The organism is Tepidimonas fonticaldi (genome assembly GCF_007556755.1).
GTDB classification, from domain to species: Bacteria; Pseudomonadota; Gammaproteobacteria; order Burkholderiales; family Burkholderiaceae_C; genus Tepidimonas; species Tepidimonas fonticaldi.
The window spans coordinates 82,137-102,281 of the sequence record NZ_VJOO01000001.1; the positions used below are offsets into that span (position 1 = coordinate 82,137).

The 20,145-nt window shown below is 69.6% G+C and carries 17 protein-coding genes; 5 read left to right on the plus strand and 12 right to left on the minus strand.

Going from position 1 to position 20,145, the window contains the following annotated elements:
- Positions 1-113: 113 nt before the first annotated feature.
- From Tfont_RS00350 to mltG, 9 genes are all read right to left on the minus strand, one after another.
- Positions 114-1,628: a tripartite tricarboxylate transporter permease gene (locus Tfont_RS00350; RefSeq protein ID WP_068609611.1), complete on the minus strand. Its 1,515-nt coding sequence runs from the start codon at positions 1,626-1,628 to the stop codon at positions 114-116.
- Between the two features lie 10 nt (positions 1,629-1,638).
- Entirely contained in the window at positions 1,639-2,130 is a 492-nt protein-coding gene (locus Tfont_RS00355; protein WP_313906451.1) for a tripartite tricarboxylate transporter TctB family protein, read from the minus strand.
- Between the two features lie 88 nt (positions 2,131-2,218).
- A complete protein-coding gene (locus Tfont_RS00360; protein WP_068609613.1) occupies positions 2,219-2,890 on the minus strand; it encodes an ankyrin repeat domain-containing protein in 672 nt (223 codons plus the stop codon).
- Complete coding sequence (locus Tfont_RS00365; protein ID WP_143968027.1) at positions 2,887-3,738, minus strand: TatD family hydrolase; 852 nt, start codon at positions 3,736-3,738, stop codon at positions 2,887-2,889. Before Tfont_RS00365 ends, Tfont_RS00360 begins: the two co-directional genes overlap by 4 nt.
- A 53-nt stretch (positions 3,739-3,791) precedes the next feature.
- Positions 3,792-4,172, minus strand: a complete 381-nt coding sequence (locus Tfont_RS00370) for a PilZ domain-containing protein (RefSeq protein WP_068609617.1) — start codon at positions 4,170-4,172, stop codon at positions 3,792-3,794.
- The gene (locus Tfont_RS00375) at positions 4,169-5,227 is read right to left on the minus strand and encodes a DNA polymerase III subunit delta' (protein ID WP_143968028.1); all 1,059 of its coding nucleotides are present in this window, start codon (positions 5,225-5,227) and stop codon (positions 4,169-4,171) included. Before Tfont_RS00375 ends, Tfont_RS00370 begins: the two co-directional genes overlap by 4 nt.
- Positions 5,224-5,871 (minus strand): dTMP kinase, encoded by a 648-nt coding sequence (tmk, locus tag Tfont_RS00380; RefSeq protein ID WP_143968029.1) that lies wholly within the window; start codon positions 5,869-5,871, stop codon positions 5,224-5,226. The genes Tfont_RS00375 and tmk overlap by 4 nt, the downstream gene beginning before the upstream one ends.
- The gene (locus Tfont_RS00385) at positions 5,868-7,406 is read right to left on the minus strand and encodes a glycosyltransferase family 39 protein (RefSeq protein WP_143968030.1); all 1,539 of its coding nucleotides are present in this window, start codon (positions 7,404-7,406) and stop codon (positions 5,868-5,870) included. The genes tmk and Tfont_RS00385 overlap by 4 nt, the downstream gene beginning before the upstream one ends.
- A complete protein-coding gene (gene mltG, locus Tfont_RS00390; protein WP_313906453.1) occupies positions 7,403-8,422 on the minus strand; it encodes an endolytic transglycosylase MltG in 1,020 nt (339 codons plus the stop codon). Before mltG ends, Tfont_RS00385 begins: the two co-directional genes overlap by 4 nt.
- A gap of 83 nt (positions 8,423-8,505) precedes the next feature.
- Here mltG and ygfZ point away from each other — a divergent pair, with 83 nt between their 5' ends.
- Both ygfZ and Tfont_RS00400 read left to right on the plus strand, forming a co-directional pair.
- Entirely contained in the window at positions 8,506-9,450 is a 945-nt protein-coding gene (ygfZ, locus tag Tfont_RS00395) for a CAF17-like 4Fe-4S cluster assembly/insertion protein YgfZ (RefSeq protein ID WP_068609621.1), read from the plus strand.
- Between the two features lie 4 nt (positions 9,451-9,454).
- A complete protein-coding gene (locus Tfont_RS00400) occupies positions 9,455-10,294 on the plus strand; it encodes an NRDE family protein (RefSeq protein WP_185974438.1) in 840 nt (279 codons plus the stop codon).
- On the opposite strand, the gene Tfont_RS00405 is transcribed toward Tfont_RS00400, so the two are convergent.
- Positions 10,246-11,103, minus strand: coding sequence for a YbgC/FadM family acyl-CoA thioesterase (locus tag Tfont_RS00405; protein ID WP_143968032.1), 858 nt, complete (start codon positions 11,101-11,103; stop codon positions 10,246-10,248). The two genes, Tfont_RS00400 and Tfont_RS00405, sit on opposite strands and share 49 nt — an antisense overlap.
- A 47-nt stretch (positions 11,104-11,150) precedes the next feature.
- On the opposite strand from Tfont_RS00405, the gene Tfont_RS00410 reads away from it, so the two are divergent.
- Positions 11,151-13,157: a peptidase U32 family protein gene (locus Tfont_RS00410; RefSeq protein WP_143968033.1), complete on the plus strand. Its 2,007-nt coding sequence runs from the start codon at positions 11,151-11,153 to the stop codon at positions 13,155-13,157.
- 19 nt (positions 13,158-13,176) lie between these two features.
- Here the strand turns inward: Tfont_RS00410 and Tfont_RS00415 are convergent, their stop codons facing one another.
- Both Tfont_RS00415 and purL read right to left on the minus strand, forming a co-directional pair.
- On the minus strand, positions 13,177-13,722 hold the full coding sequence (locus tag Tfont_RS00415; RefSeq protein WP_068609983.1) for a hemerythrin domain-containing protein: 546 nt from the start codon (positions 13,720-13,722) through the stop codon (positions 13,177-13,179).
- Positions 13,723-13,834: 112 nt separating this feature from the next.
- Positions 13,835-17,893, minus strand: coding sequence for a phosphoribosylformylglycinamidine synthase (gene purL / locus Tfont_RS00420; protein WP_143968034.1), 4,059 nt, complete (start codon positions 17,891-17,893; stop codon positions 13,835-13,837).
- Positions 17,894-18,065: 172 nt separating this feature from the next.
- On the opposite strand from purL, the gene Tfont_RS00425 reads away from it, so the two are divergent.
- Both Tfont_RS00425 and Tfont_RS00430 read left to right on the plus strand, forming a co-directional pair.
- Positions 18,066-19,253, plus strand: a complete 1,188-nt coding sequence (locus Tfont_RS00425; RefSeq protein WP_143968035.1) for an ABC transporter substrate-binding protein — start codon at positions 18,066-18,068, stop codon at positions 19,251-19,253.
- Between the two features lie 21 nt (positions 19,254-19,274).
- Positions 19,275-20,138 (plus strand): branched-chain amino acid ABC transporter permease, encoded by an 864-nt coding sequence (locus Tfont_RS00430; RefSeq protein ID WP_143968036.1) that lies wholly within the window; start codon positions 19,275-19,277, stop codon positions 20,136-20,138.
- Positions 20,139-20,145: the final 7 nt, after the last annotated feature.

The window sequence follows — 20,145 nt, forward strand, 5'->3', positions numbered from 1 at the left end:
GACTTAACATAATACACATTGTGGAACATTTATCGGGGACCGATTCCAAGCGCATGACCGGTCCGGCAGCACGGCCAAGGCCGCACCACCAGACACCGGAGCCGCGGCGAACGTCAGTCCTCCGCAAAGGCTTCTTCGCGGCGCTTTTTGATCGACGGCAGCGCCACGACGATCAGCAGCAACACGGCAGCGACCAGCAGACCCGCCGACAGCGGCCGGGTGACGAACACGCTCCAGTCCCCGCGCGACAGCAGCAAGGCGCGGCGCAGGTTTTCTTCCATCATGGGGCCCAGGATCAGGCCCAGCAGCAGCGGCGCCGGCTCGCAGCCCAGCTTGATGAAGACATAGCCCAGAATGCCGAACAGCCCCACCATCCATACATCCCACGTGTTGTTGTTGGTGGAATACACGCCGATCGCGCAAAACAGCACGATGGCCGGAAACAGCCAGCGGTATGGCACCGTCAGCAGCTTGATCCAGATGCCGATCAGCGGCAGGTTGAGGATGACCAGGATCGCGTTGCCGATCCACATGGAGGCAATCAACCCCCAGAACAGATCCGGGTTGTTGGACATGACCATCGGCCCGGGCTGGATGTTGTGGATGGTCATCGCGCCCACCATCAGCGCCATCACGGCGTTGGGCGGAATGCCCAGCGTCAGCAGCGGGATGAACGACGTTTGCGAGCCGGCGTTGTTGGCCGCCTCGGGGGCCGCCACGCCGCGGATGTTGCCGTGGCCAAACGGCTTTTCATCGGGGGCCAGGCGGGTTTTCTTTTCGATCGTGTAGGCGGCAAACGACGACAGCAACGCGCCGCCGCCCGGCAGAACGCCCAGGATGGCCCCGAGCGTCGTGCCGCGCAGGATGGCCGGCGTCATCAAGCGGAAGTCGCGCCGCGACGGGAACAGGCCCTTGAGCTTGGCGGTGAATACCTGCCGCTGCTCGGCGGGCTGCGAGAGGTTGTGGATGATCTCCCCGTAACCGAACAGACCCATCGCGATGACGATGAAGCCGATGCCGTCGATCAGCTCGGGGATTTCGAAGGTGTAGCGGGCGACGCCGGAGTTGATGTCGGTGCCGACCATGCCGATCAGCAGGCCCAGGATGATCATCGCAATGGCTTTGAGCAGCGACCCGGAGGCCAGCACCACGGCACCGATCAACCCCAGCACCATCAGCGAGAAGTACTCGGCCGGACCGAATTCGAAGGCCAATTCCGTCAGCGGAATGGCAAACGCGGCGAGCACCAGCGTCCCCACCGTCCCGGCAAAAAAGGAGCCGATCCCCGCCGCTGCCAGCGCCGGCCCCGCCCTGCCCTGGCGCGCCATTTGGTAGCCGTCCAACGTAGTCACGACGGAGGATGCCTCGCCCGGTAGATTGACCAAAATGGCCGTCGTCGAGCCGCCGTATTGCGCCCCGTAATAGATCCCGGCCAGCATGATCAGGGCCGCGACCGGGGGCAAGGCATAGGTGGCCGGCAGCAGCATGGCAATCGTCGCCACGGGCCCCAGCCCGGGGAGCACGCCAATCAGCGTGCCCAACACACAGCCGATGAAGGCGTAGATCAGGTTCTGGGTGGTGAAGGCGACCGAGAATCCGAGCGCCAGATTGTTCAGCAGGTCGGTCACGGCATCCCCCTCAACCCGAAATGAAGGCCGGCCAGGCCTGGAACGGCAGCCCCAGCAGCCGGATGAACAGCACGTCGCTGGCGGCGGCCAGGATGATGGCCAGCATCGCGACTTCGCGCGGCTGGAAGCGGTCGCCCGCGATCGAGGCGACGACGACGAGCGCGACCACGGACGCGATCAGCCCCATGGGCGGCAGGCCGATCGCCGGCAGCCCCCCCAGCAGGACGCCAAAAATCACATTGGCGCCGATGATGTACAGCAGCGGCTTGAACGCGATGCGGCCCAAGTCCCCCGCCGGGTCGCGCGTGTCGCCAAGCGATTTGAGCGTGATGAGCGCCCCCAGGATCGCCAGGATGACGCCGAGCGCCAGGGGAAAGTACCCCGGCCCCATGCGGGCCGAGCTGCCCACCTCGTATTCCAACGCGCCGATGGCAAAGGCGCCGCCGGTGACGGTGAACAGCAGCCCGGCGACGAAATCTTTCTGGTTGCGGATGGCCAGCACGGTTTCTCCTCCAACGATGGCGCTGCGGATTGTCCCCGATTCGGCGCCGTGCCGCCTCGGGTCTGCCTTTGGGGCGCGGGCAAACCGGCTACCAGGTGCCGCGGGGTTGGCGCGCCCGGATGGCCGCCGCGATCAGCTCGACGACGCTTTGCCGGCTCACCTGGCGGGCGAAGTCGATGGCGTCCAGACCCTGCTGATTGCGCAGGGTCGGGTCGGCGCCCTCCTCCAGCAGAAGGCGCACCACCTCTTCGCGCCCATAGCGGGCGGCCATCATCAGCGGCGTCGTGCGGTTGGGGGATTCGGCGTCGATGTAGGCATGGTGCTCCAGCAGCAGCCGCGTGATGGCCAGCGCGTGCCCGCCCTTGTTGGTGGCCGCGTAGTGCAGCGGTGTCCAGCCCGGCCGGTTGACCTGCGCGCCCCGGGCCAGCAACTGCTGCACCACATCCAGATGGTCGCGCAGCGCAGCCATCATCAGCGCGTTCTCGCCCACCGCATTGACCGCATCCACGTCGACCGCGGGCTGTGCGATCAGGTAGCGCGCGACCGCCAGGGCGTCGCGTTGCAGGGCCAGCACCAGGGCCGGGTTGAGGTCGGGGTCCGGGGTATTCAGATCGAGCCCGCGCGCGTGCAAATCCCGGACCGTGGACAGGTCGTCGCGGATCACCGCAGTGATGAACTGGTCGTAGGCGCGTTGCGCCTGCGCCCCGCCAGAGGATAAAAAAACCGCAATCGAAAAAAGAAGATAGAGAATCTTTTTCATGCGATTTCTGCGCGGGTGGGCGCGACCGCCCGGGCGGCACGGGTGAACAACCGATCAAAGTTGGCGCTGGTGGCCTCGGCCACGGCATCGACGCTCAGGCCCTTGAGCTCGGCCAGTTGCGCGGCCACATGCGGCACATACGCCGGGGTGTTGGTTTTGCCGCGGTGCGGCACGGGGGCCAGGTAGGGGCTGTCGGTCTCGATCAGGCACCGATCGAGCGGCACGAAGCGGGCCACCTCCCGCAGGTCGGCGGCGTTCTTGAACGTGAGAATCCCCGAAAACGAAATGTAGAACCCCAGGTCCAGCGCCGCGCGCGCGACCTCCCGGGTTTCGGTAAAGCAGTGGAACACCCCCCGGGCCTGCGGGCGCTCCAGAGGGGCGTCGGCCGCAAAACCGCCCTCTTCCCGCAGAATGGCCAGCGTGTCGTCCGAGGCGCTGCGGGTGTGGATGATCAGCGGCAGATCGGTCTGGCGAGCGGCCCGGATGTGGATCCGAAAGCGCTCGCGCTGCCATGCCATGTCGGCCACCGTGCGCTCGCCCAGCCGGTAGTAGTCCAGCCCCGTTTCGCCGATGCCGATCACCCGCGGCAGCGCGGCGCGCTCGACCAGATCGGCCACGGTGGGCTCGCGCACCCCTTCGTTGTCCGGGTGCACGCCGACCGTCGCCCACAACTGGGGGGCAGCGCCCGCACCGTCGAGGGCCAAGCGGTGTACGGCGTCAAAGCCTTCCAGGGTGGTGCAGATGCACAGCGCCCGCAGCACGCCCGCGGCACGCATCGCCGCCAGGATCTCGGGGTATTGGGCCTGCAGCTCGGGAAAGTCCAGATGGCAATGGGAGTCGGTGAACATGCAAATGGGAGTGCTTGGGGGGCCGCCCGTCGATTGCGGTGGCAGCTGTTGGTTCAAAGGGTCTGGGTCGGCCGGTCGGAAGCCAGGTGCGCGCCCAGGATTTCTTCGATCCGTGCCCGCAGCGCGCGGGACTTGTCGTCCGCCGGGAAGCGCACCCCGATTCCCGGCGTGCGCGATCCCGTCGCTCCGGCGGGCGTGATCCAGGCCACCTTGCCGGCGACGGGATAGCGCTGCGGGTCCTCGGGCAGCGTGAGCAGCACGTACACATCCTGTCCCAGCGTGTACTGGCGCGAGGACGGCACGAAAATGCCCCCCTCCGTGAACAAGGGGATGTAGGCCGCGTAGAGCGCGCCTTTTTCCTTGATCGACAGTTGGATGACCGTGGGGCGCGGATGGGAGGCCGCGTCGCCGCCGGCCGGCGAGCCGGTGTTCATGCCCGCGAGTGTATCGCCGCGGTGGCGGGCTGCCCGGAGGTGCGGGCGAAAACCGCGCGGGTGCGCTCGGCCCATGCCTCGGCCCACAGCCCGGCCTGCAGCGGGTGTTCGGCCGTGCGCCATGCTTGCTGCAAAGCCCGCCAGTAGCCGGACAAGCGGCGCGCGACGGGGTCGGGCGGCAACGCCTCGGCGGCAAAGTAGCGCGGGGGCGCCCCCGTTGCCACGGCCATGGCGTCGTGGCACAGCAGCATCAGCACCTGCAGCTGCCGCGGGATGGGCCAGTCGACGATGGCGGACCAGTCCCCTTGCGCCAGCTGGCGGGGGAGATCGGCCCACAGCCGTGCGGTCACCCCCAGTCGGGCCCAGGCCAGCGCTTCCTGCGGCCGGCCGCCGGCCGCCTGCCAGCATGCCGCCCAGTCCGCCTCGGTCAGCGCCCGGGTCGACGTGGACCCCTCCCCCGCCGTCTGCATCAGCCAGGCCTGGCCCTCGGCCTCGGTGGGCCAGGCCATCGCGTGGGTTTGGCAGCGGCTGCGGATCGTGGGCAGCAGCAGGTGCGCGGCCTCGGTCGCTAGGATGAACCGCACGCGCCCCGGGGGCTCCTCCAACGTCTTGAGCAGCGTATTGGCCGATTCCACATTCAGCCGCTCGGCGGGGTGGATCAGCACGACCTTGCCCTGTCCCCGTGCGTGCGTCACCTGGGTGAACGCAACCGCCGCGCGGGTGGCTTCCACCCGGATTTGGCGGCTGGGCTTGATTTCTTTGCGCTCGATACGCTCGGCGGTGCCGGGGTCCAGTGGCCAGCCAAGCTCCAGCGCCAACGCGTCGGGCAACAGCACGAACAGGTCGGCGTGCGTGCGTGTGTCGACCGCGTGGCAGCCTGCGCAGCTGCCGCAAGCCTGGGGGCCGCGCGGTTGCTCGCACAGCCAGCGTCGGGCCAGCGCCAACGCCAGTTCGTACTGGCCCAGGCCCGCCGGACCATCGAGCAGCACGGCGTGCCCGCGCAGGGTCAACACCGCGGCCAGTTGCCGCTGCAGCCAAGGGGCCAGCGCGGTCATGCCAACACCCCCCGGGCGCGGCAGACCGACTCGACCTCCGCCCACACCTGTGGCAGTGGCCGTGTGGCGTCGATGCGCACGATACGCTCGGGCGCGGCGCTGGCACGCGCCGCGTAGCCGGCGCGAACGCGCTCGAAAAACGCCAGCGGCTCGGCCTCGAACCGATCCGGCGTGCGCACCGCCGCCAGCCGCTGCGCAGCAACCGCTGGCGGCACATCGAACCACAGCGTCAGGTCCGGTTGGCGCAGCCGCCCTTGGGCGTCCGTTTGTACCCAGCGCTCCAACGTGTCCAACACGCCCAGGTCGAACCCACGCCCATGCCCTTGGTAGGCGAAGGTGGCGTCGGTGAAGCGGTCGCACAGCACCACCTGGCCCGCGGCCAGCGCCGGCTCGATGGCACGTTGCCAGTGGTCGCGGCGCGCGGCGAACATCAGCAGCGCCTCGCACAACGGGTCCATCGGTTCGTGCAGCAGCAGCTCGCGCAAGCGCTCGGCCAGCGGCGTGCCGCCCGGCTCACGCGTTTGCAGCACCACCCTGCCCTGCGCCTGCAACGCCTGCGCCAGGGCCGGCAAGTGGGTGGACTTGCCGGCGCCGTCGATGCCTTCGAAGGTGATGAACCAGCCGCCTGGACGTGGGTGCGTCATGGGGTGCGATCGTACACGGTGTCCAGGGCGTGGCAGACCGCGTCAGTGCGCTGCCAAGGCTGCACATGCAGGGTTACCGTGGTCGGCGTGCGACCCGCGGGCAGCATCGGTACGGTGACGGTCGTCGCGGGGGTCATGGGAGTCCAGGCATATGGCAGCGGCGGTGCAGCAGGCGGGTGATGCGCGGCCACGCTCCACACCGTGCACGCCTGGATGTGGCGCAGCACCGCCGGGGCACTGTGCTGGTAGACGACCGTCCACCCCCGCGGGCCGTAGGCCGCCATCGCGCCCGCCAGTTGGATCGGATCGGCCGCGACCGTGGCGTGCGGCGGCAGCACAGCGCCCAGGCGGGCCGCCGCCTCGCGCGCCGGCCAGCGGATGGTGGCGGGACGGTCCAGCCAGGCCAACACCCAAGGGCGTGCCAGCAGCAAGGCCAACGCGGTGGCGATCAGTGCCAGGCTCCAGCGCTGCAGACGTGCCCAATCCACATGGCCGTGCGTGGCAGCCATGGCCACCAACGCCAACAGCGGTGGGGTGAGTGGCAGCACCCAGCGTTCCTTGATCTGATGCAACGCGCCAGCCAACACCAGCACCGACATGCTGCCCGCAACGACTGCGACGTACAGCAGCGCCCATCGTCCCCATCGGCGCACGTGGTGGTCACCTCCACGCGGGTCGACGGGCTCGGCGCGATCACCCGCCCCTGACCAAACAGCCATCCCCAACAACGCCGCCGGCAGGGTAAGGTTGGCCAGCCAGGCCACCGCCAGCGCCACAACACCCTGTGTCCGGTGGCCACCGTCGCCCTGCATTTTGGCGCCCAGCGTGGCCTGGACCTCGGGCCACGCATCGAGCAGCCACGCTGCGTGCAGCCCGATGGGGGCCAGGCCGACCAGGAACCACGGTAGCCCTCGCGCATGCTGCCGGACCATGCGCCAGCGGCCCGACCAAGCCGGCACCCGATGCGCCAGCGCCGCCAGCAGCACCGCCAGCCAACCAACCAAGGCCAGCGCCGTGTTGTACTTGGACAGCAGCGCGGCGGCGATGGCCAACCCCAGCCCGAACCAACGCCTGCGCGACAGCGGCCGCTCGGGCCGCTCCAGCAACGGCGCACTCAAACCCACCACGACGGCCATGCACGTGGTGGCCAGCAAGCTGTGCGTCAGCGTGCGTGGGGCATCCCACAGCAGCAGCGGCAGCGTCATCGCCCATGCCGCCACCGCCCCGGCGGCGGCACGCATACCCAGTTGCGCCACGAACCACCCCACCGCGATGCCCACGCCCGACAACGCGACGGCTTTTAACAGCCACAGGGCCGCCAGCACCGACATGCCCGTGGCTTGACGCACGCTCCACAGCAACCATTCGAACAGCGGCGGCTGGGGCCCGTAGCCGGCCAGCAGCCACTGTTGGTGAAGCACCTGCTCGGCCTCATCGAACGCCAGTGCGGGCGTTGACCAAGCTCGGGCCAAGGCCCACGCGGCGCACAGCAGCACAAGCGCGATCCACGCAGGTGGAAGTTGATAGGGGCTCATCGCTGCAACTGGTAGCGCCGCACCGCGCGGTTGTGTTCGTCCAACGTGCGGCTGAAGGCGCTGGTGCCGTCGCCGCGGGCGACGAAGTACAGCGCCGACGTGCGTGCCGGCTGCACCGCCGCCAGCAGCGACGCCCATCCAGGCATGGCGATGGGGGTCGGTGGCAGTCCGGCGCGGGTGTAGGTGTTGTAAGGTGTGTCGGTGGTGAAGTCGCGCCGCCGCAGGTTGCCATCGAACGACTCGCCCAAGCCATAGATCACGCTGGGGTCGGTTTGCAGCCGCATGCCGATGCGCAGGCGGTTGATGAACACGGCAGCGACGTGGGCGCGGTCGGCTTCCAGCCCGGTTTCCTTCTCGACGATGCTGGCGAGGATCAGCGCCTCGTCCGGCGTCCGCAGCGGCAGTCCGGGCTGGCGCCGGGCCCAGGCATCGGCCAGGCGGGTGTCCATGGCCGCGGCGGCCTGCCGCAGGACGCGCGATGCCGGCGTGCGCTTGGGGTACACATACGTGTCGGGGAAGAACCGCCCCTCGGCATGGGCGACGCGCAGGCCCAGGTGCCGCGCCAGGGCGACCGGGTCGTCGCCTGCTGGCAAATCGTCGAACAGGTGTTCGGCGGCACGCACCGCCTGCAGCACCTGGCGCACATTCCACCCTTCCACCAGCGTTAGGCGCCGCACCGCCTGTTCGCCGCGCACCAGCTTGTCCAGCAGCGTGGTGGGGGTGGTGCCCGGCGCGATCTCGTAGCTGCCGGCCTTGAGCGCGCGCGATTGCCCCGAGAGCCGAAACCACAGGAACAGCCCCCAGGCCGAGGTGTCCACCCCCGAGGCGACCAGTGCGTCGGCCACCTCGGCGGCGGACATGCCCGGCTCGATCACCACATCCACGGCCGGCTGCCCCTGCAGCCGCAGGGACAAGGGGCGGTGCAGCCACGCGGCGATGGCCGTGGCACCGGCCAGCACGGCCACCGCCGCGAGCAGGGTCCAACGGAATGCCAGGGATCGCAACGAGCGGGACACGGGTAATGGGCAGGTCGCCGTCAGCGGCGTCAAGGCTGCAGGAGAATACGGCCATCGATGATAGCCGCAACCGTTGTTCGCCCATGACGCTCGCCCCGACCCCCGCCACCGAACCTGCCACCATCCCCGCCATGCACGGGATCGTCCGCCTTCAGGACTGGGGCGTGATCAGCGCCCAGGGCGAAGAGGCGGCCGCGTTTCTGCATGGACAGTTGACGCAGGACTTCATCCTGCAGCGCGATGCCGAAGCGCGGCTCGCCGCCTACTGCACACCCAAGGGGCGCATGCTGTTCAGCGCCATCGGCGTTCGGCGCGATGGCGAGGTGCTGCTGTGTGCGCCGCGTGAGCGCATCGCGCCGACCGTCAAGCGCTTGTCGATGTTCGTGCTGCGGGCCAAGGTGCGGCTCAGCGATGCGTCCCAGCAATGGGCGTTGTGGGGGGCGGCGGGTGACGCGGTGCCCGTCGCGCTGCCGCCGGCCGTCTGGTCCGTGTGGCGCGAGGGCGACCGTACCTGGGTGCGGTTGCCGCCAGGGGCGGGTGTGCCCCGGGCGCTGCTGATCCAGCCGGCCTCTGCCCCCGCGCCCGAGGGGCCTGCGCTCGCCCCGGCCCATTGGCAGTGGCTGGCGGTGATGAGCGGTGTGGCCCACATCACCGATCCCGTGGTGGAGGCCTTCGTGCCGCAGATGATCAACTACGAATCGGTGGGAGGCGTCCATTTCAAGAAGGGGTGCTACCCGGGGCAGGAGGTGGTGGCCCGCAGCCAATTCCGCGGCACGCTCAAGCGGCGCGGCTACCTGGTTCATGCCGATGGCCCCCTGGCGGCGGGGCAGGAGGTGTTCCACGCCGCCGATCCAGAGCAGCCCGCGGGGCTGGTGGTGCAGGCGGCCCCCCATCCCGTCGCGGGGTGGGACGCCATCGTGTCGCTGCAGATCAGCGCGGCCGATGGGCAGCCGCTGACGGCCGGCGGCCCGGATGGCGTCCCCGTGCGCCTGCAAGCCCTGCCCTACGAGCTGCTGCAGGACATCTGACACCATGTGCCTGATGGCCTGGGCGCTGGGGCAGGACCCGGCAGCGCCGCTGTGGGTGGCGGCCAACCGCGACGAGCAGTGGGACCGCCCCACCCTGCCGCTGCACGCCTGGACGTTGCCCCAGGGCGGGACGGTCTGGAGCGGCCGGGATGCCCAGGCCGGGGGATCGTGGCTGGCGTTCGGCTCGGCGGGACGGGTGGCCATGTTGACCAATGTGCGCGCCTGGCCGCCCGAGCCGGCGCAGGACCGCAGCCGGGGCAGCCTGGTCACCGCCTGGCTGTCGCCCGAGGATCTGCCGACGTGGGCCGAATTCGCCCACCGACACGATCCCATGGCGTATAACGGCTGCAACGTGGTGCTGGGCGATGTCCTGCAGGGACGCTGGGCGTGGCTGACCAACCGCGACCCGGGCCCCGCGCTCGCCGACGACCCCGCGACCGAGCGCGTCGGGGGCTGGTGGGCGCGGGAGTTACCGCCCGGCGTCTATGCCCTGTCGAATGCGGCGCTGGATACGCCTTGGCCCAAGCTGCGCCGACTCAAATCGGCCCTCGACCAGGCCCTGGCCACGCCCCGCGTGGACGCGGCGTGCTGCACCTTGCTGGAGGCCCTGCGCACCCACGTGCCGAGTGCAGACGTCGGGCAGCATCTGGAATCCAGCCCCTATGTCCACCTGCCCGAGCGCCGCTACGGCACGCGCAGCAGCCTGATCGCCCGTTGGGACCGCGCCGGCACCCTGACGCTGACCGAGTGGACCTATGCCAGTCCGCAGGGGCCGGCGGCGGCCGATCGGGCCGATCAGAGGCGCATTTCCATCGACTGGTGGGGAATGCCAACCTCGTCATAGGGCTCGCCCACGCGCCGCCAGCCCAGCCGCTCATAAAAGCCGATGGCGGTGCGCTGCGCGCTCAGGCGCAGGGTGTGGTCGCCGCGCGCGCGGGCGGCATCCGACAGGGCCTGCAACACCCGTGCGCCGACGCCGGTGCCGCGCAGCACGCGGTGCACCGCCATGCGGCCCACCTTGCCCACCCCCGGCTCGGCGGTCAGCAGCCGCCCGGTACCCACCGCCTGCCCCAGGTGGTTGTAGGCCACCGCGTGCAGCGCGGTCGCGTCGGCCGCGTCCCACTCCTCCGATTCCGGGATGCCCTGCTCGTCCACGAACACCGCGCGGCGCAGCGGAGCCGCATCGCGCTCCAGGGTGTGCCAGGGGCCGGTCACCACCCGCAGCACGTCCTGGCCGGCTTCGTAGCGCTGCACCAGCTCGCGCAGCGCCGCCGGCACCGGGCGCGAGGTCTGCGTGGCCGGATCGGCAAACACATAGACGATTTCCGCGCCCACCAGCGCGCGCTCGCCCAGGAACAGCGCGCCGGTCATCGTCATCGACGAGTTGCCGATGCGCTCGCAGCGCAGCGCCACGTCCACCTGGTCGTCCATGCGGGCGCTGGCGGCAAATTCGAGGCTCGCCTTCTTGACGTAGAGCTCGCCGCCCAGTTGGTGCATCGCATCGGCGTAGGGCAGGCCCAGCGCGCGCCAGTACTCGGTGATGCCGACGTCAAAGTACATCAGATAGTGGGCGTTGAAGACGATGCCCTGCATATCCACCTCGGCCCAGCGCACGCGCAGGCGGTGGAAACAGCGGAATTCGTGGCGTTTCATGGCGGGATTTGGGACAATCGCGGGCTTTGGACGACGCAGGCCCGATTATGTTGCCCCACCAGCTCGAACTCCTGTCACCCGCGCGCGATGCCGACATCGGCATCGAAGCGGTCAACCACGGAGCGGATGCGGTCTACATCGGCGGGCCGGGCTTCGGGGCGCGCGCCAACGCCGCCAACCCGCTTGGCGCCATCGAACGGCTGGTGCGCCACGCCCACCGCTACCATGCGCGGGTTTTCGTCACGCTCAACACCATTTTGCGCGACGACGAGCTGGAGCCGGCGCGGCGCCTCATCCACGCGCTGTACGACATCGGCGTGGACGCGCTGATCGTGCAGGACATGGGACTGCTGGAGCTCGACCTGCCCCCCATCCAGTTGCATGCCAGCACCCAATGCGACATCCGCACGCCGCAGAAAGCGCGGTTTTTGCAGGATGTGGGCTTTTCCCAGGTGGTGCTGGCGCGGGAGCTGACGCTGGAGCAGATCGCCGCGGTCGATGCGGCGCTGGGGCCGCGCGACGCGCCCGGGCGTGCGGTGCTGGAGTTTTTCATCCACGGGGCGCTCTGCGTGGCCTACAGCGGCCAGTGCTACATCAGCCACGCCCACACCGGGCGCAGCGCCAACCGGGGCGACTGCTCGCAGGCCTGCCGCCTGCCCTACGAGGTGCGCGACGCGCAAGGGCGCATCCTGGCGCACGACAAGCACGTCTTGTCCATGAAGGACAACAACCAGAGCGCCAACCTGCGCGCGCTGATCGACGCCGGCGTGCGCAGCTTCAAGATCGAGGGCCGCTACAAGGACATGGGGTATGTGAAAAACATCACCGCCCACTACCGCCGGCTGCTCGACCAGATTCTGGAGGAGCGGCCCGATCTGGCGCCCTCTTCCAGCGGCCGCTGCACCTACACCTTCACGCCGGATCCGGACCAGAACTTCAACCGGGAGTTCACAGATTACTTCGTCAACGGCCGGCAGATCGACATCGGCGCCTTCGACAGCCCCAAGAACCCCGGCCGTCCGATCGGCTGGGTGGTGCGCACGACTGCGGACCATATCGAGATCGAAACCAACGACCCCGCCACCGAACTGGCCAACGGCGACGGCCTGTGTTACCTGGACCTGCAGCACAACCTGATCGGTCTGCAGACCAACCGGGTCGAGCGGCTGGGCCAGGGGACGGAAGGGGGCACGCGCTGGCGCATCCACCCCAAGGATGCGATGGCCAGCCTGAAGGGCCTGCGCCCGGGCACGGTGGTCAACCGCAACCGCAGCATGGCCTGGGTGCGGGCGCTGGAGCGGCCGTCGGCCGATCGGCGCATCCCGCTGTGGGTGCAACTGCGCGCCCAGGGGGACGCCCTGTGCCTGACGCTGACCGATGCCGATGACTGCACGGGCTCGGCCACCCTGCCCGGCCCCTTCGATCTGGCCCGCGATGCCGCGTCGCACGAGGCGCGGCTGGCCGACGGGCTGGGCCGTTTGGGCGATACGGTGTTCGAGGCCGTGGCGCTGGATGTGGCGCTGCCGGCCCCGTGGTTCGTGCCGGCGTCCCGGCTGAATGCGCTGCGACGCGACGCCGTGGCGGCCCTGATGGCCGCGCGCGAGGCGGCCCGTGTGCGGCCGGTCCGCGCGCCGGCCGTGCAACCGCCCGTGCCCTATCCCGACGATGTGCTGACCTACCTGGGCAACGTCTACAACCACAAGGCGCGCGACTTTTACGCCCGCCACGGGGTGCGCGTGATCGAGGCCGCCTACGAGAGCCACGAGGAACCGGGCGAAGTCAGCCTGATGATCACCAAGCACTGCGTGCGCTACAGCCTGAGTCTGTGCCCCAAACAGGCCAAGGGGGTGACGGGCGTGCAGGGCACGATTCGTGCCGAGCCGCTGGTGCTGGTCCACGGGCAGGAGCGCTTGACGCTGCGCTTCGACTGCAAGCCGTGCGAGATGCACGTCGTCGGGCGCCTGAAGCGCCATGTGGTGCGTGACGCCGAACGCCAGTCGCGCGAGGCGCCGCTGCGCTTTTACCGGACCCGGCCCGTGCCGACGGCACCCTGACGGGAGGGGGCCGCCGCGGTCAGACGTAACCCGCCACCGGCATGGGCGTGTGGCGCATGTGCAGCGCCAGCCCCAGGGCGGCCATGTGGTCGCCGTTGCGGCTCAGGATCGCCTGGGCCATGGGCAAAAATTCGGTCTCTTCGAAGCGCGCGTGGGCGCGGTACTGGGCGACCAGCGCCTCCAGGCCGGCGGTGTCCAGTTCGAACGACTGGCCTTTGGCCACTTTCTTGAGCCCGCCCTCCAGTCGCTTCCACAGCGTCTCCAGCGTGCGGTGCTCGTCGGTCAGCCGCCGCACCAGGGCCTGGGCGCGATCGCGCTCCGCCCCGGCTTCGCTGCTGGCGATCACGGCGGGGAACAGCTCGCGCTCCTCGTCCAGGTGGTGCTCGAAGATGGCCTCGCGGAAGAACTCGACCGACTGCTCGGCCACCTCGCGCGCGCGGGCTGCCGGCTGCAACAGCGCCGGCAGCTCGGCCAGCCCGTCGAGCTTGCGCAGGATGCCGGCATGGCATTGCGAAAAATCCGCGATCGGCTGATCGACGGGGGTGGGCGCATCGGATCCGGACATGGCAACACCGTTTTGCAACATCACGATGTGGCCAGTCTAGCCGCTGCGCTGCCGCGAATCTTGACACGCATCAAGGTTCGGTCGAGCGCTCAGATGGACGCCGGGACCGCATTCAGCCGATCCAGCGGCGGGCGTTGCGGAACATGCGCATCCAGGGGCTGAAAGCGTCGAGGCCGCCGGTGGCGCCGAGGTCCGTCCAGCTCATCTGCGCATTGCGGAACACCCGCTCCGGGTGCGGCATCATGGCGGTGAAGCGCCCATCCGGCGTGGTGACCGCCGTGATGCCCCCCGGGCTGCCGTTGGGGTTGAACGGATAGGCCTCGGTCGGCCGGCCATGGTGGTCCACGAAGCGCATGGCAACGCGGACGGCCGCGCGGTCGCCGCGCTGGCCAAAGTTGGCATAGCCCTCGCCGTGCGCCACCGCAATCGGCAGCCGGCTGCCGGCCATGCCTTGCAGGAACAGGCTCGGCGACTCGGTCACCTCCACCAGCGACAGCCGGGCCTCGAAGCGCTCGCTGACGTTGGTCGTGAAGCGCGGCCAGTGCTCGGCGCCGGGGATGATGGCGGCCAGCTCGGCAAACATCTGGCAGCCGTTGCACACGCCCAGCCCGAACGTGTCCGGCCGCGCGAAGAAGGCGGCAAACTGCTCCGACAGCTCCGGATGGAAGGTGATGGAGCGCGCCCAGCCGATACCGGCGCCCAGCGTGTCCCCGTAGCTGAAGCCGCCGCAGGCCACCAGCCCGCGAAAACCCTGCAACGCGGTGCGGCCGGACAGCAGGTCCGTCATGTGCACGTCCACCGCCTCGAAGCCGGCGGCATCGAACGCGTAGGCCATCTCCACATGCGAGTTGACGCCCTGCTCGCGCAGGATGGCCACGCGCGGCCGCGCCAGATTCAGGTACGGGGCGGCGACGTCTTCGGTGGGGTCGAAGGTCAGCGCCACGTGCAACCCCGGATCGTCGGCCCGGCCGGCCGCGGCGTGCTCGGCATCGGCGCAGTCGGGGTTGTCGCGCAGCTGGCAAATCTTCCAGCTCACGCTGTCCCACACCTGTTGCAAATCCTCCAGCCTGGCGCTGAACAGGCATCGGGCATCCCGCCAGATCTGCAGCTCGCCCTTGCCCGCATCGATGGGGCTGGTGGCGGGGCGGGTTTTGCCGATCACATGGCTGCAGGCCGACAGGCCGTGGGCGCGCAGGGTCTGCAGCACCGCGTCGCGCTCGGCGCTGCGCACCTGCAGCACCACGCCCAGCTCCTCGCTGAACAGGGCCTTCAGGGTGAGTTCGTCGCGGCGCGCGCCGACCTGCGCGGCCCAGTTCTTGGCGTCGCCAAAGTCGGCGCGGCTGTCGCGGATGCCGTCGCCTTCGGTCACCAGCAGGTCGACGTTCAGCGTCACGCCCACATGACCGGCAAACGCCATTTCGGCCACACAGGCCAGCAGCCCCCCGTCGCTGCGGTCGTGGTAGGCGAGCAGTTGCCCGCCCGCCCGCAGCGCATTGACGGCATCGACCAGCCGCACCAGGTCTTGCGGGTCGTCCAGGTCGGGCACGTCGCCCCCCGCCTGGTCCAGCACCTGCGCCAGGATGGAGCCGCCCATGCGGTGGCGCCCGCGCCCCAGGTCGATCAGGATCAGCGTGGTGTCCTCCCGCGCGTCGAGCTGCGGCGTGAGGGTGCCACGCACATCGGCCAGGGTGGCGAAGGCGCTCACGATCAGGCTGACTGGGGCCGTCACCTTGCGCGCCTGGCCGTCATCGGTGCGCCACTGGGTGCGCATGGACAGGCTGTCCTTGCCCACGGGGATGCTGATGCCGAGCTGCGGGCACAGCTCCAACCCCACGGCCTTGACGGTGTCGTACAGCGCGGCGTCCTCGCCCGGCTCGCCGCAGGCGGCCATCCAGTTGGCCGACAGCTTCACGCGCGGCAGCTCGATCGGCGCCGCCAGCAGGTTGGTGATGGCTTCGGCCACCGCCATGCGGCCCGCGGCGGGGGCATCCAGCGCGGCGATCGGGGTGCGCTCGCCCATGGCCATGGCCTCGCCCGCCAAACCCCGAAAGTCGGCCAGCGTCACCGCGCAATCGGCCACCGGCACCTGCCAGGGGCCCACCATCTGGTCACGGTGGGTCAGGCCGCCCACGGTTCGGTCGCCGATGGTGACCAGAAAACGCTTGGATGCGACGGTGGGGTGGGACAACACCTCGACGACCGCCCGCTGCAGCTCCACGCCCGTGCCGTCGAAAGCCGCAAAACGGCGCGGGATGCGCGAGACCTCGCGCCGCATCCGCGGGGGCTTGCCCAGCAGCACCTCCATCGGCATGTCCACGGGGCGGGCGTCCGCCTCGGCATTGGCCTGCGCGTCGGCGAGCACGAGCTGGCGCTCTTCGGTCGCCACCCCCACCACGGCAAACGGGCAGCGCTCGCGCTCGCACAGCGCGGCAAAGCGCGGAAGGGCATCGGGGGCCAGCGCCAGCACGTAGCGCTCCTGGCTCTCGTTGCACCAGATCTCCTTGGGCGCGAGGCCGCTTTCCTCCAGCGGGATGGCGCGCAGGTCGAAGCGGGCGCCCCGCCCGGCGTCGTTCACCAGCTCCGGAAAAGCATTCGACAGCCCGCCAGCCCCCACGTCGTGGATGGCGAGGATGGGGTTGTCCGCACCCAGCGCCCAGCAGTGGTTGATCACCTCTTGCGCGCGGCGCTGGATCTCCGGATTGCCGCGCTGCACCGAATCGAAGTCCAGCTCTGCCGCGTTGGCGCCGCTGGCCATGGAGCTGGCAGCGCCGCCGCCCATGCCGATGCGCATGCCCGGCCCGCCCAACTGCACCAGCAGGGTACCGGCCGGGAAGGTGATCTTGTGGGTCAGGTTGGCGTCGATCTGCCCCACCCCGCCGGCGATCATGATCGGCTTGTGGTAGCCGCGCTCCACCGCATCTACGTCGGAGGCCACGCGCTGCTCATAGGCGCGAAAGTAGCCGAGCAGGTTGGGCCGGCCGAATTCGTTGTTGAAGGCGGCCCCGCCCAGCGGCCCCTCGATCATGATCTGCAACGGGCTGGCGATGTGCGCCGGCTTGCCCCCCGGCTGGTCGGACCAGCCGCCCCACAGACGCGAGACCGAAAACCCCGTCAACCCCGCCTTGGGGCGCGCCCCGCGGCCCGTCGCGCCCTCGTCGCGAATCTCGCCCCCGGCCCCCGTGGCCGCGCCGGGGAACGGCGAGATCGCGGTCGGGTGGTTGTGGGTCTCCACCTTCATCAGGATGTGGTGCCGCGCTTCGCTGCGGCGGTAGCTGGGGCTGCCCTCGCCGTCGGGCACCGCCACGAAGCGCTCGACCGCATGCCCTTCCATCACCGCGGCGTTGTCTGCGTAGGCGACGATGGTGTGTTGGGGTGCGGTCTGGTGGGTGTGGCGGATCATGCCGAACAGGCTGTGCGGCTGCTCCACCCCGTCGATGACGAACTGGGCGTTGAAAATCTTGTGCCGGCAGTGCTCGCTGTTGGCCTGGGCGAACATCATCAGCTCGACATCGCTCGGGTTGCGCCCGAGTCGCTGGAAGGCCTCCACCAGGTAGTCGATCTCGTCGTCCGCCAGGGCCAAGCCCCAAGCGGTGTTGGCCGCCTCCAGCGCCGCACGCCCCTGACCCAGCACATCCACGCGCTCCATGGGCTGGGGGGCCAACGCCGTGAACAGCCCCGCCGCCTCGGCCGTATCGCGCAGGGCGCTCTCGGTCATGCGGTCGTGCAACAGCGCCGCGCAGGCCTGCCATGCCGCATCGTCCAACGTCGCCGGGCGGCCGAGCCAGCCCGCGAGGGCGCCGCTCTCCAGCGTCAGCCAATACTCCACGACACGCTCGACCCGCCGTGCTGCCAGCCCGCAGTTGTGCGCGATGTCGGTCGCCTTGGACGCCCACGGCGACACGGTGCCCAGGCGCGGCGTGACGACGATGCGCACCCCCTGGGTGGGCCCGCCGTAAGGCTCTCCGTACGTCAGCAAAGCCGCCCAGCGGGCGCGGGTGGCGTCGCCCAGCGGGGCATCGGTGGCCACCAGGTGCACATGGCGCGCGGCAATGCCGGTGATGCGTGCATCGACGGCCTGCAGACGGGGCAGCAACTGCCGGGCCCGAAAGTGGCCGAGGGCATCCCCCCCGGGAAATGTCGACAGATGGAGCGGGGTGGCGGATGCGTTCACGGCGATGGCGCAGGGGTGTGGGGGAAGCCCCCGATTTTACCCGGCGGCCTGCGGCGGGCCTGTGGGGTCAATGAGGGTCAATTAGGGTTTGTCCGCCTTGCCGCGCCAGCGGCATGAAGTATCGTGCATGTCCGCCGTCGGCATTTTGCTTCAAGCCAGAGGAGACCCCACCATGACCACCCGCCGCGTCGTCCTGACCCGCAGCGCCGCCGTGATCGGCGCCGCTTCCACCGGGCTGCTGTTGCCCGAAATCGTCCGGGCCCAGGCGGCCCGGGTGCGCGTGGGCTTCATGCTGCCCTACACCGGCACCTTTGCGCAACTGGGCGTCGCCATCGAAAACGGTGTGCGCATGGCCTTGGACGAAGCCGGCGGCAAGCTGGGCGGTCGCGAGATCGACTTCTTCAAGGTCGATGACGAATCCAACCCCGCCAAGGGGGTGGAAAACGCCACCCGCCTGGTGCAGCGCGACAAGGTCGATGTGCTGATCGGTACCGTGCACTCCGGCGTGCAGATGGGCATCCACAAGGTGGCGCGCGAGACCGGCGTGCTCAACCTCATCCCCAACGCGGGGGTGCATGTCGCCACGCGCCAGCAGTGCGCGCCCAATGTGTTCCGCACCAGCTTCTCCAACGCGCAGCCCACACTCGCCCTGGGCAAGCCCATGGTCGAGCGCGGCCACAAGCGCGCGGTCTGGATCACCTGGAACTACGCGGCCGGCGACGAAGCCTTCGAGGGCTTCGAGCAGAGCTACACCGCCGCCGGCGGCACCATCGTCAAGAAGCTCGGCCTGCCCTTCCCCAACGTCGAGTTCCAGGCCCTGCTGACCGAGATTGCCGCGCTCAAGCCCGACGCGGTGGCCTGCTTCTTCGCCGGCGGGGGCGCGGCCAAGTTTCTGCGCGACTACGCGGCGGCCGGCCTCAACCGCAGCATCCAGCTCTACGGCTCGGGCTTTTTGACCGAGGGCGTACTGGAGGCGGCCGGGGGCGCCGCCGAGGGCGTCATCACCACCATGCACTACAGCGACTTGCTGGACACGCCGCGCAACAAGCAGTTCCGCCTGAACTACGCCAAGACCTTCAAGCTGCAGCCCGACGTCTACGCCGTGCAGGGCTACGACACGGGCTTGCTGCTGCTGCAGGGCGCCAAGGCGGTGGGGGGCGACCTGTCCAACAAAAAGGCCCTGTACGCAGCGATGGAGGGCGCCGTCATCGACAGTCCGCGCGGCCAGTGGCGCATGAGCAAGGCGCACAACCCCATCCAGGACATCTACCTGCGCCAAGTCAAGGGCAAGGAAAACCGCGTCATCGGCGTCGCCGCCAAGGCGGTCGAGGACCCGGGCACCGGCTGCCGCATGGGCTGAGCAACGGGGATCGATGCGCCCATGGATCTGGCCAATTTTCTGATTCAGTTGCTCAACGGGGTGCAGTACGGCCTGCTGCTGTTCATGCTGGCGGCGGGGCTGACCCTGATCTTCGGCATCATGGGCGTGGTCAATCTGGCCCACGGCAGCTTTTACATGCTGGGGGCTTACCTGGCATGGTGGCTGGTGGGGGCCATCGACAGCCTGCTGCTGGCCATCGTGCTGGGGGCGGTGCTGGCGTTTGCGCTGGGCTGGCTGCTGGAGTGGGCGCTGTTTCGCCACTTCTACCACCGCGACCACCTGGATCAGGTGTTGTTGACCTTTGGGCTGATCTATCTGTTCGAGGAGTCGCGCTCGCTGCTCTGGGGCGACGATGTGCACGCCGTGCCGGTGCCACCGCTGCTGGACGGCTCGATTGCCCTCACCGACACCCTGGCCTACCCCGTGTACCGCCTGTTCATGATGGGGCTGTGCGTGTTGCTGGCGCTGGGCCTGTACGCGCTGATCGCGCGCACGCGGCTGGGCATGAAGATCCGCGCCGGGGCCTTCAACCGCGACATGGCCGAGGCGCTGGGCGTCAACATCCGGCTCGTGCACGGCGTGGTGTTCGCGGTCGGCGTCGCCCTGGCCGTGGTGGCCGGCATGATCGCCGCGCCCATCTCCAGCGTCTATCCCAACATGGGCGCGCCCGTGCTGATCATGTGTTTCGTCGTGGTGGTGATCGGCGGCATCGGCTCGGTGCGCGGCGCCTTCGTCGCGGCGCTCATGGTGGGGCTGGTCGATACCTTCGGCAAAGTCCTCGTGCCCCAGATCGCCAGCATGCTGATCTACATGCTGATGGCCGCCGTGCTGCTCTATCGGCCCGAGGGCCTGTTCAAGCAATAACCCCACC

Coding starts and splice junctions, on each gene's coding strand:
- Tfont_RS00360 (WP_068609613.1), bottom strand. CDS start 2,890: ATGAAAAAGATTCTCTATCTTCTTTTTTCGATTGCGGTTTTTTTATCC.
- Tfont_RS00365 (WP_143968027.1), bottom strand. CDS start 3,738: ATGTTCACCGACTCCCATTGCCATCTGGACTTTCCCGAGCTGCAGGCC.
- Tfont_RS00370 (WP_068609617.1), bottom strand. CDS start 4,172: ATGAACACCGGCTCGCCGGCCGGCGGCGACGCGGCCTCCCATCCGCGC.
- Tfont_RS00375 (WP_143968028.1), bottom strand. CDS start 5,227: ATGACCGCGCTGGCCCCTTGGCTGCAGCGGCAACTGGCCGCGGTGTTG.
- tmk (WP_143968029.1), bottom strand. CDS start 5,871: ATGACGCACCCACGTCCAGGCGGCTGGTTCATCACCTTCGAAGGCATC.
- Tfont_RS00385 (WP_143968030.1), bottom strand. CDS start 7,406: ATGAGCCCCTATCAACTTCCACCTGCGTGGATCGCGCTTGTGCTGCTG.
- ygfZ (WP_068609621.1), top strand. CDS start 8,506: ATGACGCTCGCCCCGACCCCCGCCACCGAACCTGCCACCATCCCCGCC.
- Tfont_RS00400 (WP_185974438.1), top strand. CDS start 9,455: ATGTGCCTGATGGCCTGGGCGCTGGGGCAGGACCCGGCAGCGCCGCTG.
- Tfont_RS00405 (WP_143968032.1), bottom strand. CDS start 11,103: ATGAAACGCCACGAATTCCGCTGTTTCCACCGCCTGCGCGTGCGCTGG.
- Tfont_RS00410 (WP_143968033.1), top strand. CDS start 11,151: ATGTTGCCCCACCAGCTCGAACTCCTGTCACCCGCGCGCGATGCCGAC.
- Tfont_RS00415 (WP_068609983.1), bottom strand. CDS start 13,722: ATGTCCGGATCCGATGCGCCCACCCCCGTCGATCAGCCGATCGCGGAT.
- Tfont_RS00425 (WP_143968035.1), top strand. CDS start 18,066: ATGACCACCCGCCGCGTCGTCCTGACCCGCAGCGCCGCCGTGATCGGC.
- Tfont_RS00430 (WP_143968036.1), top strand. CDS start 19,275: ATGGATCTGGCCAATTTTCTGATTCAGTTGCTCAACGGGGTGCAGTAC.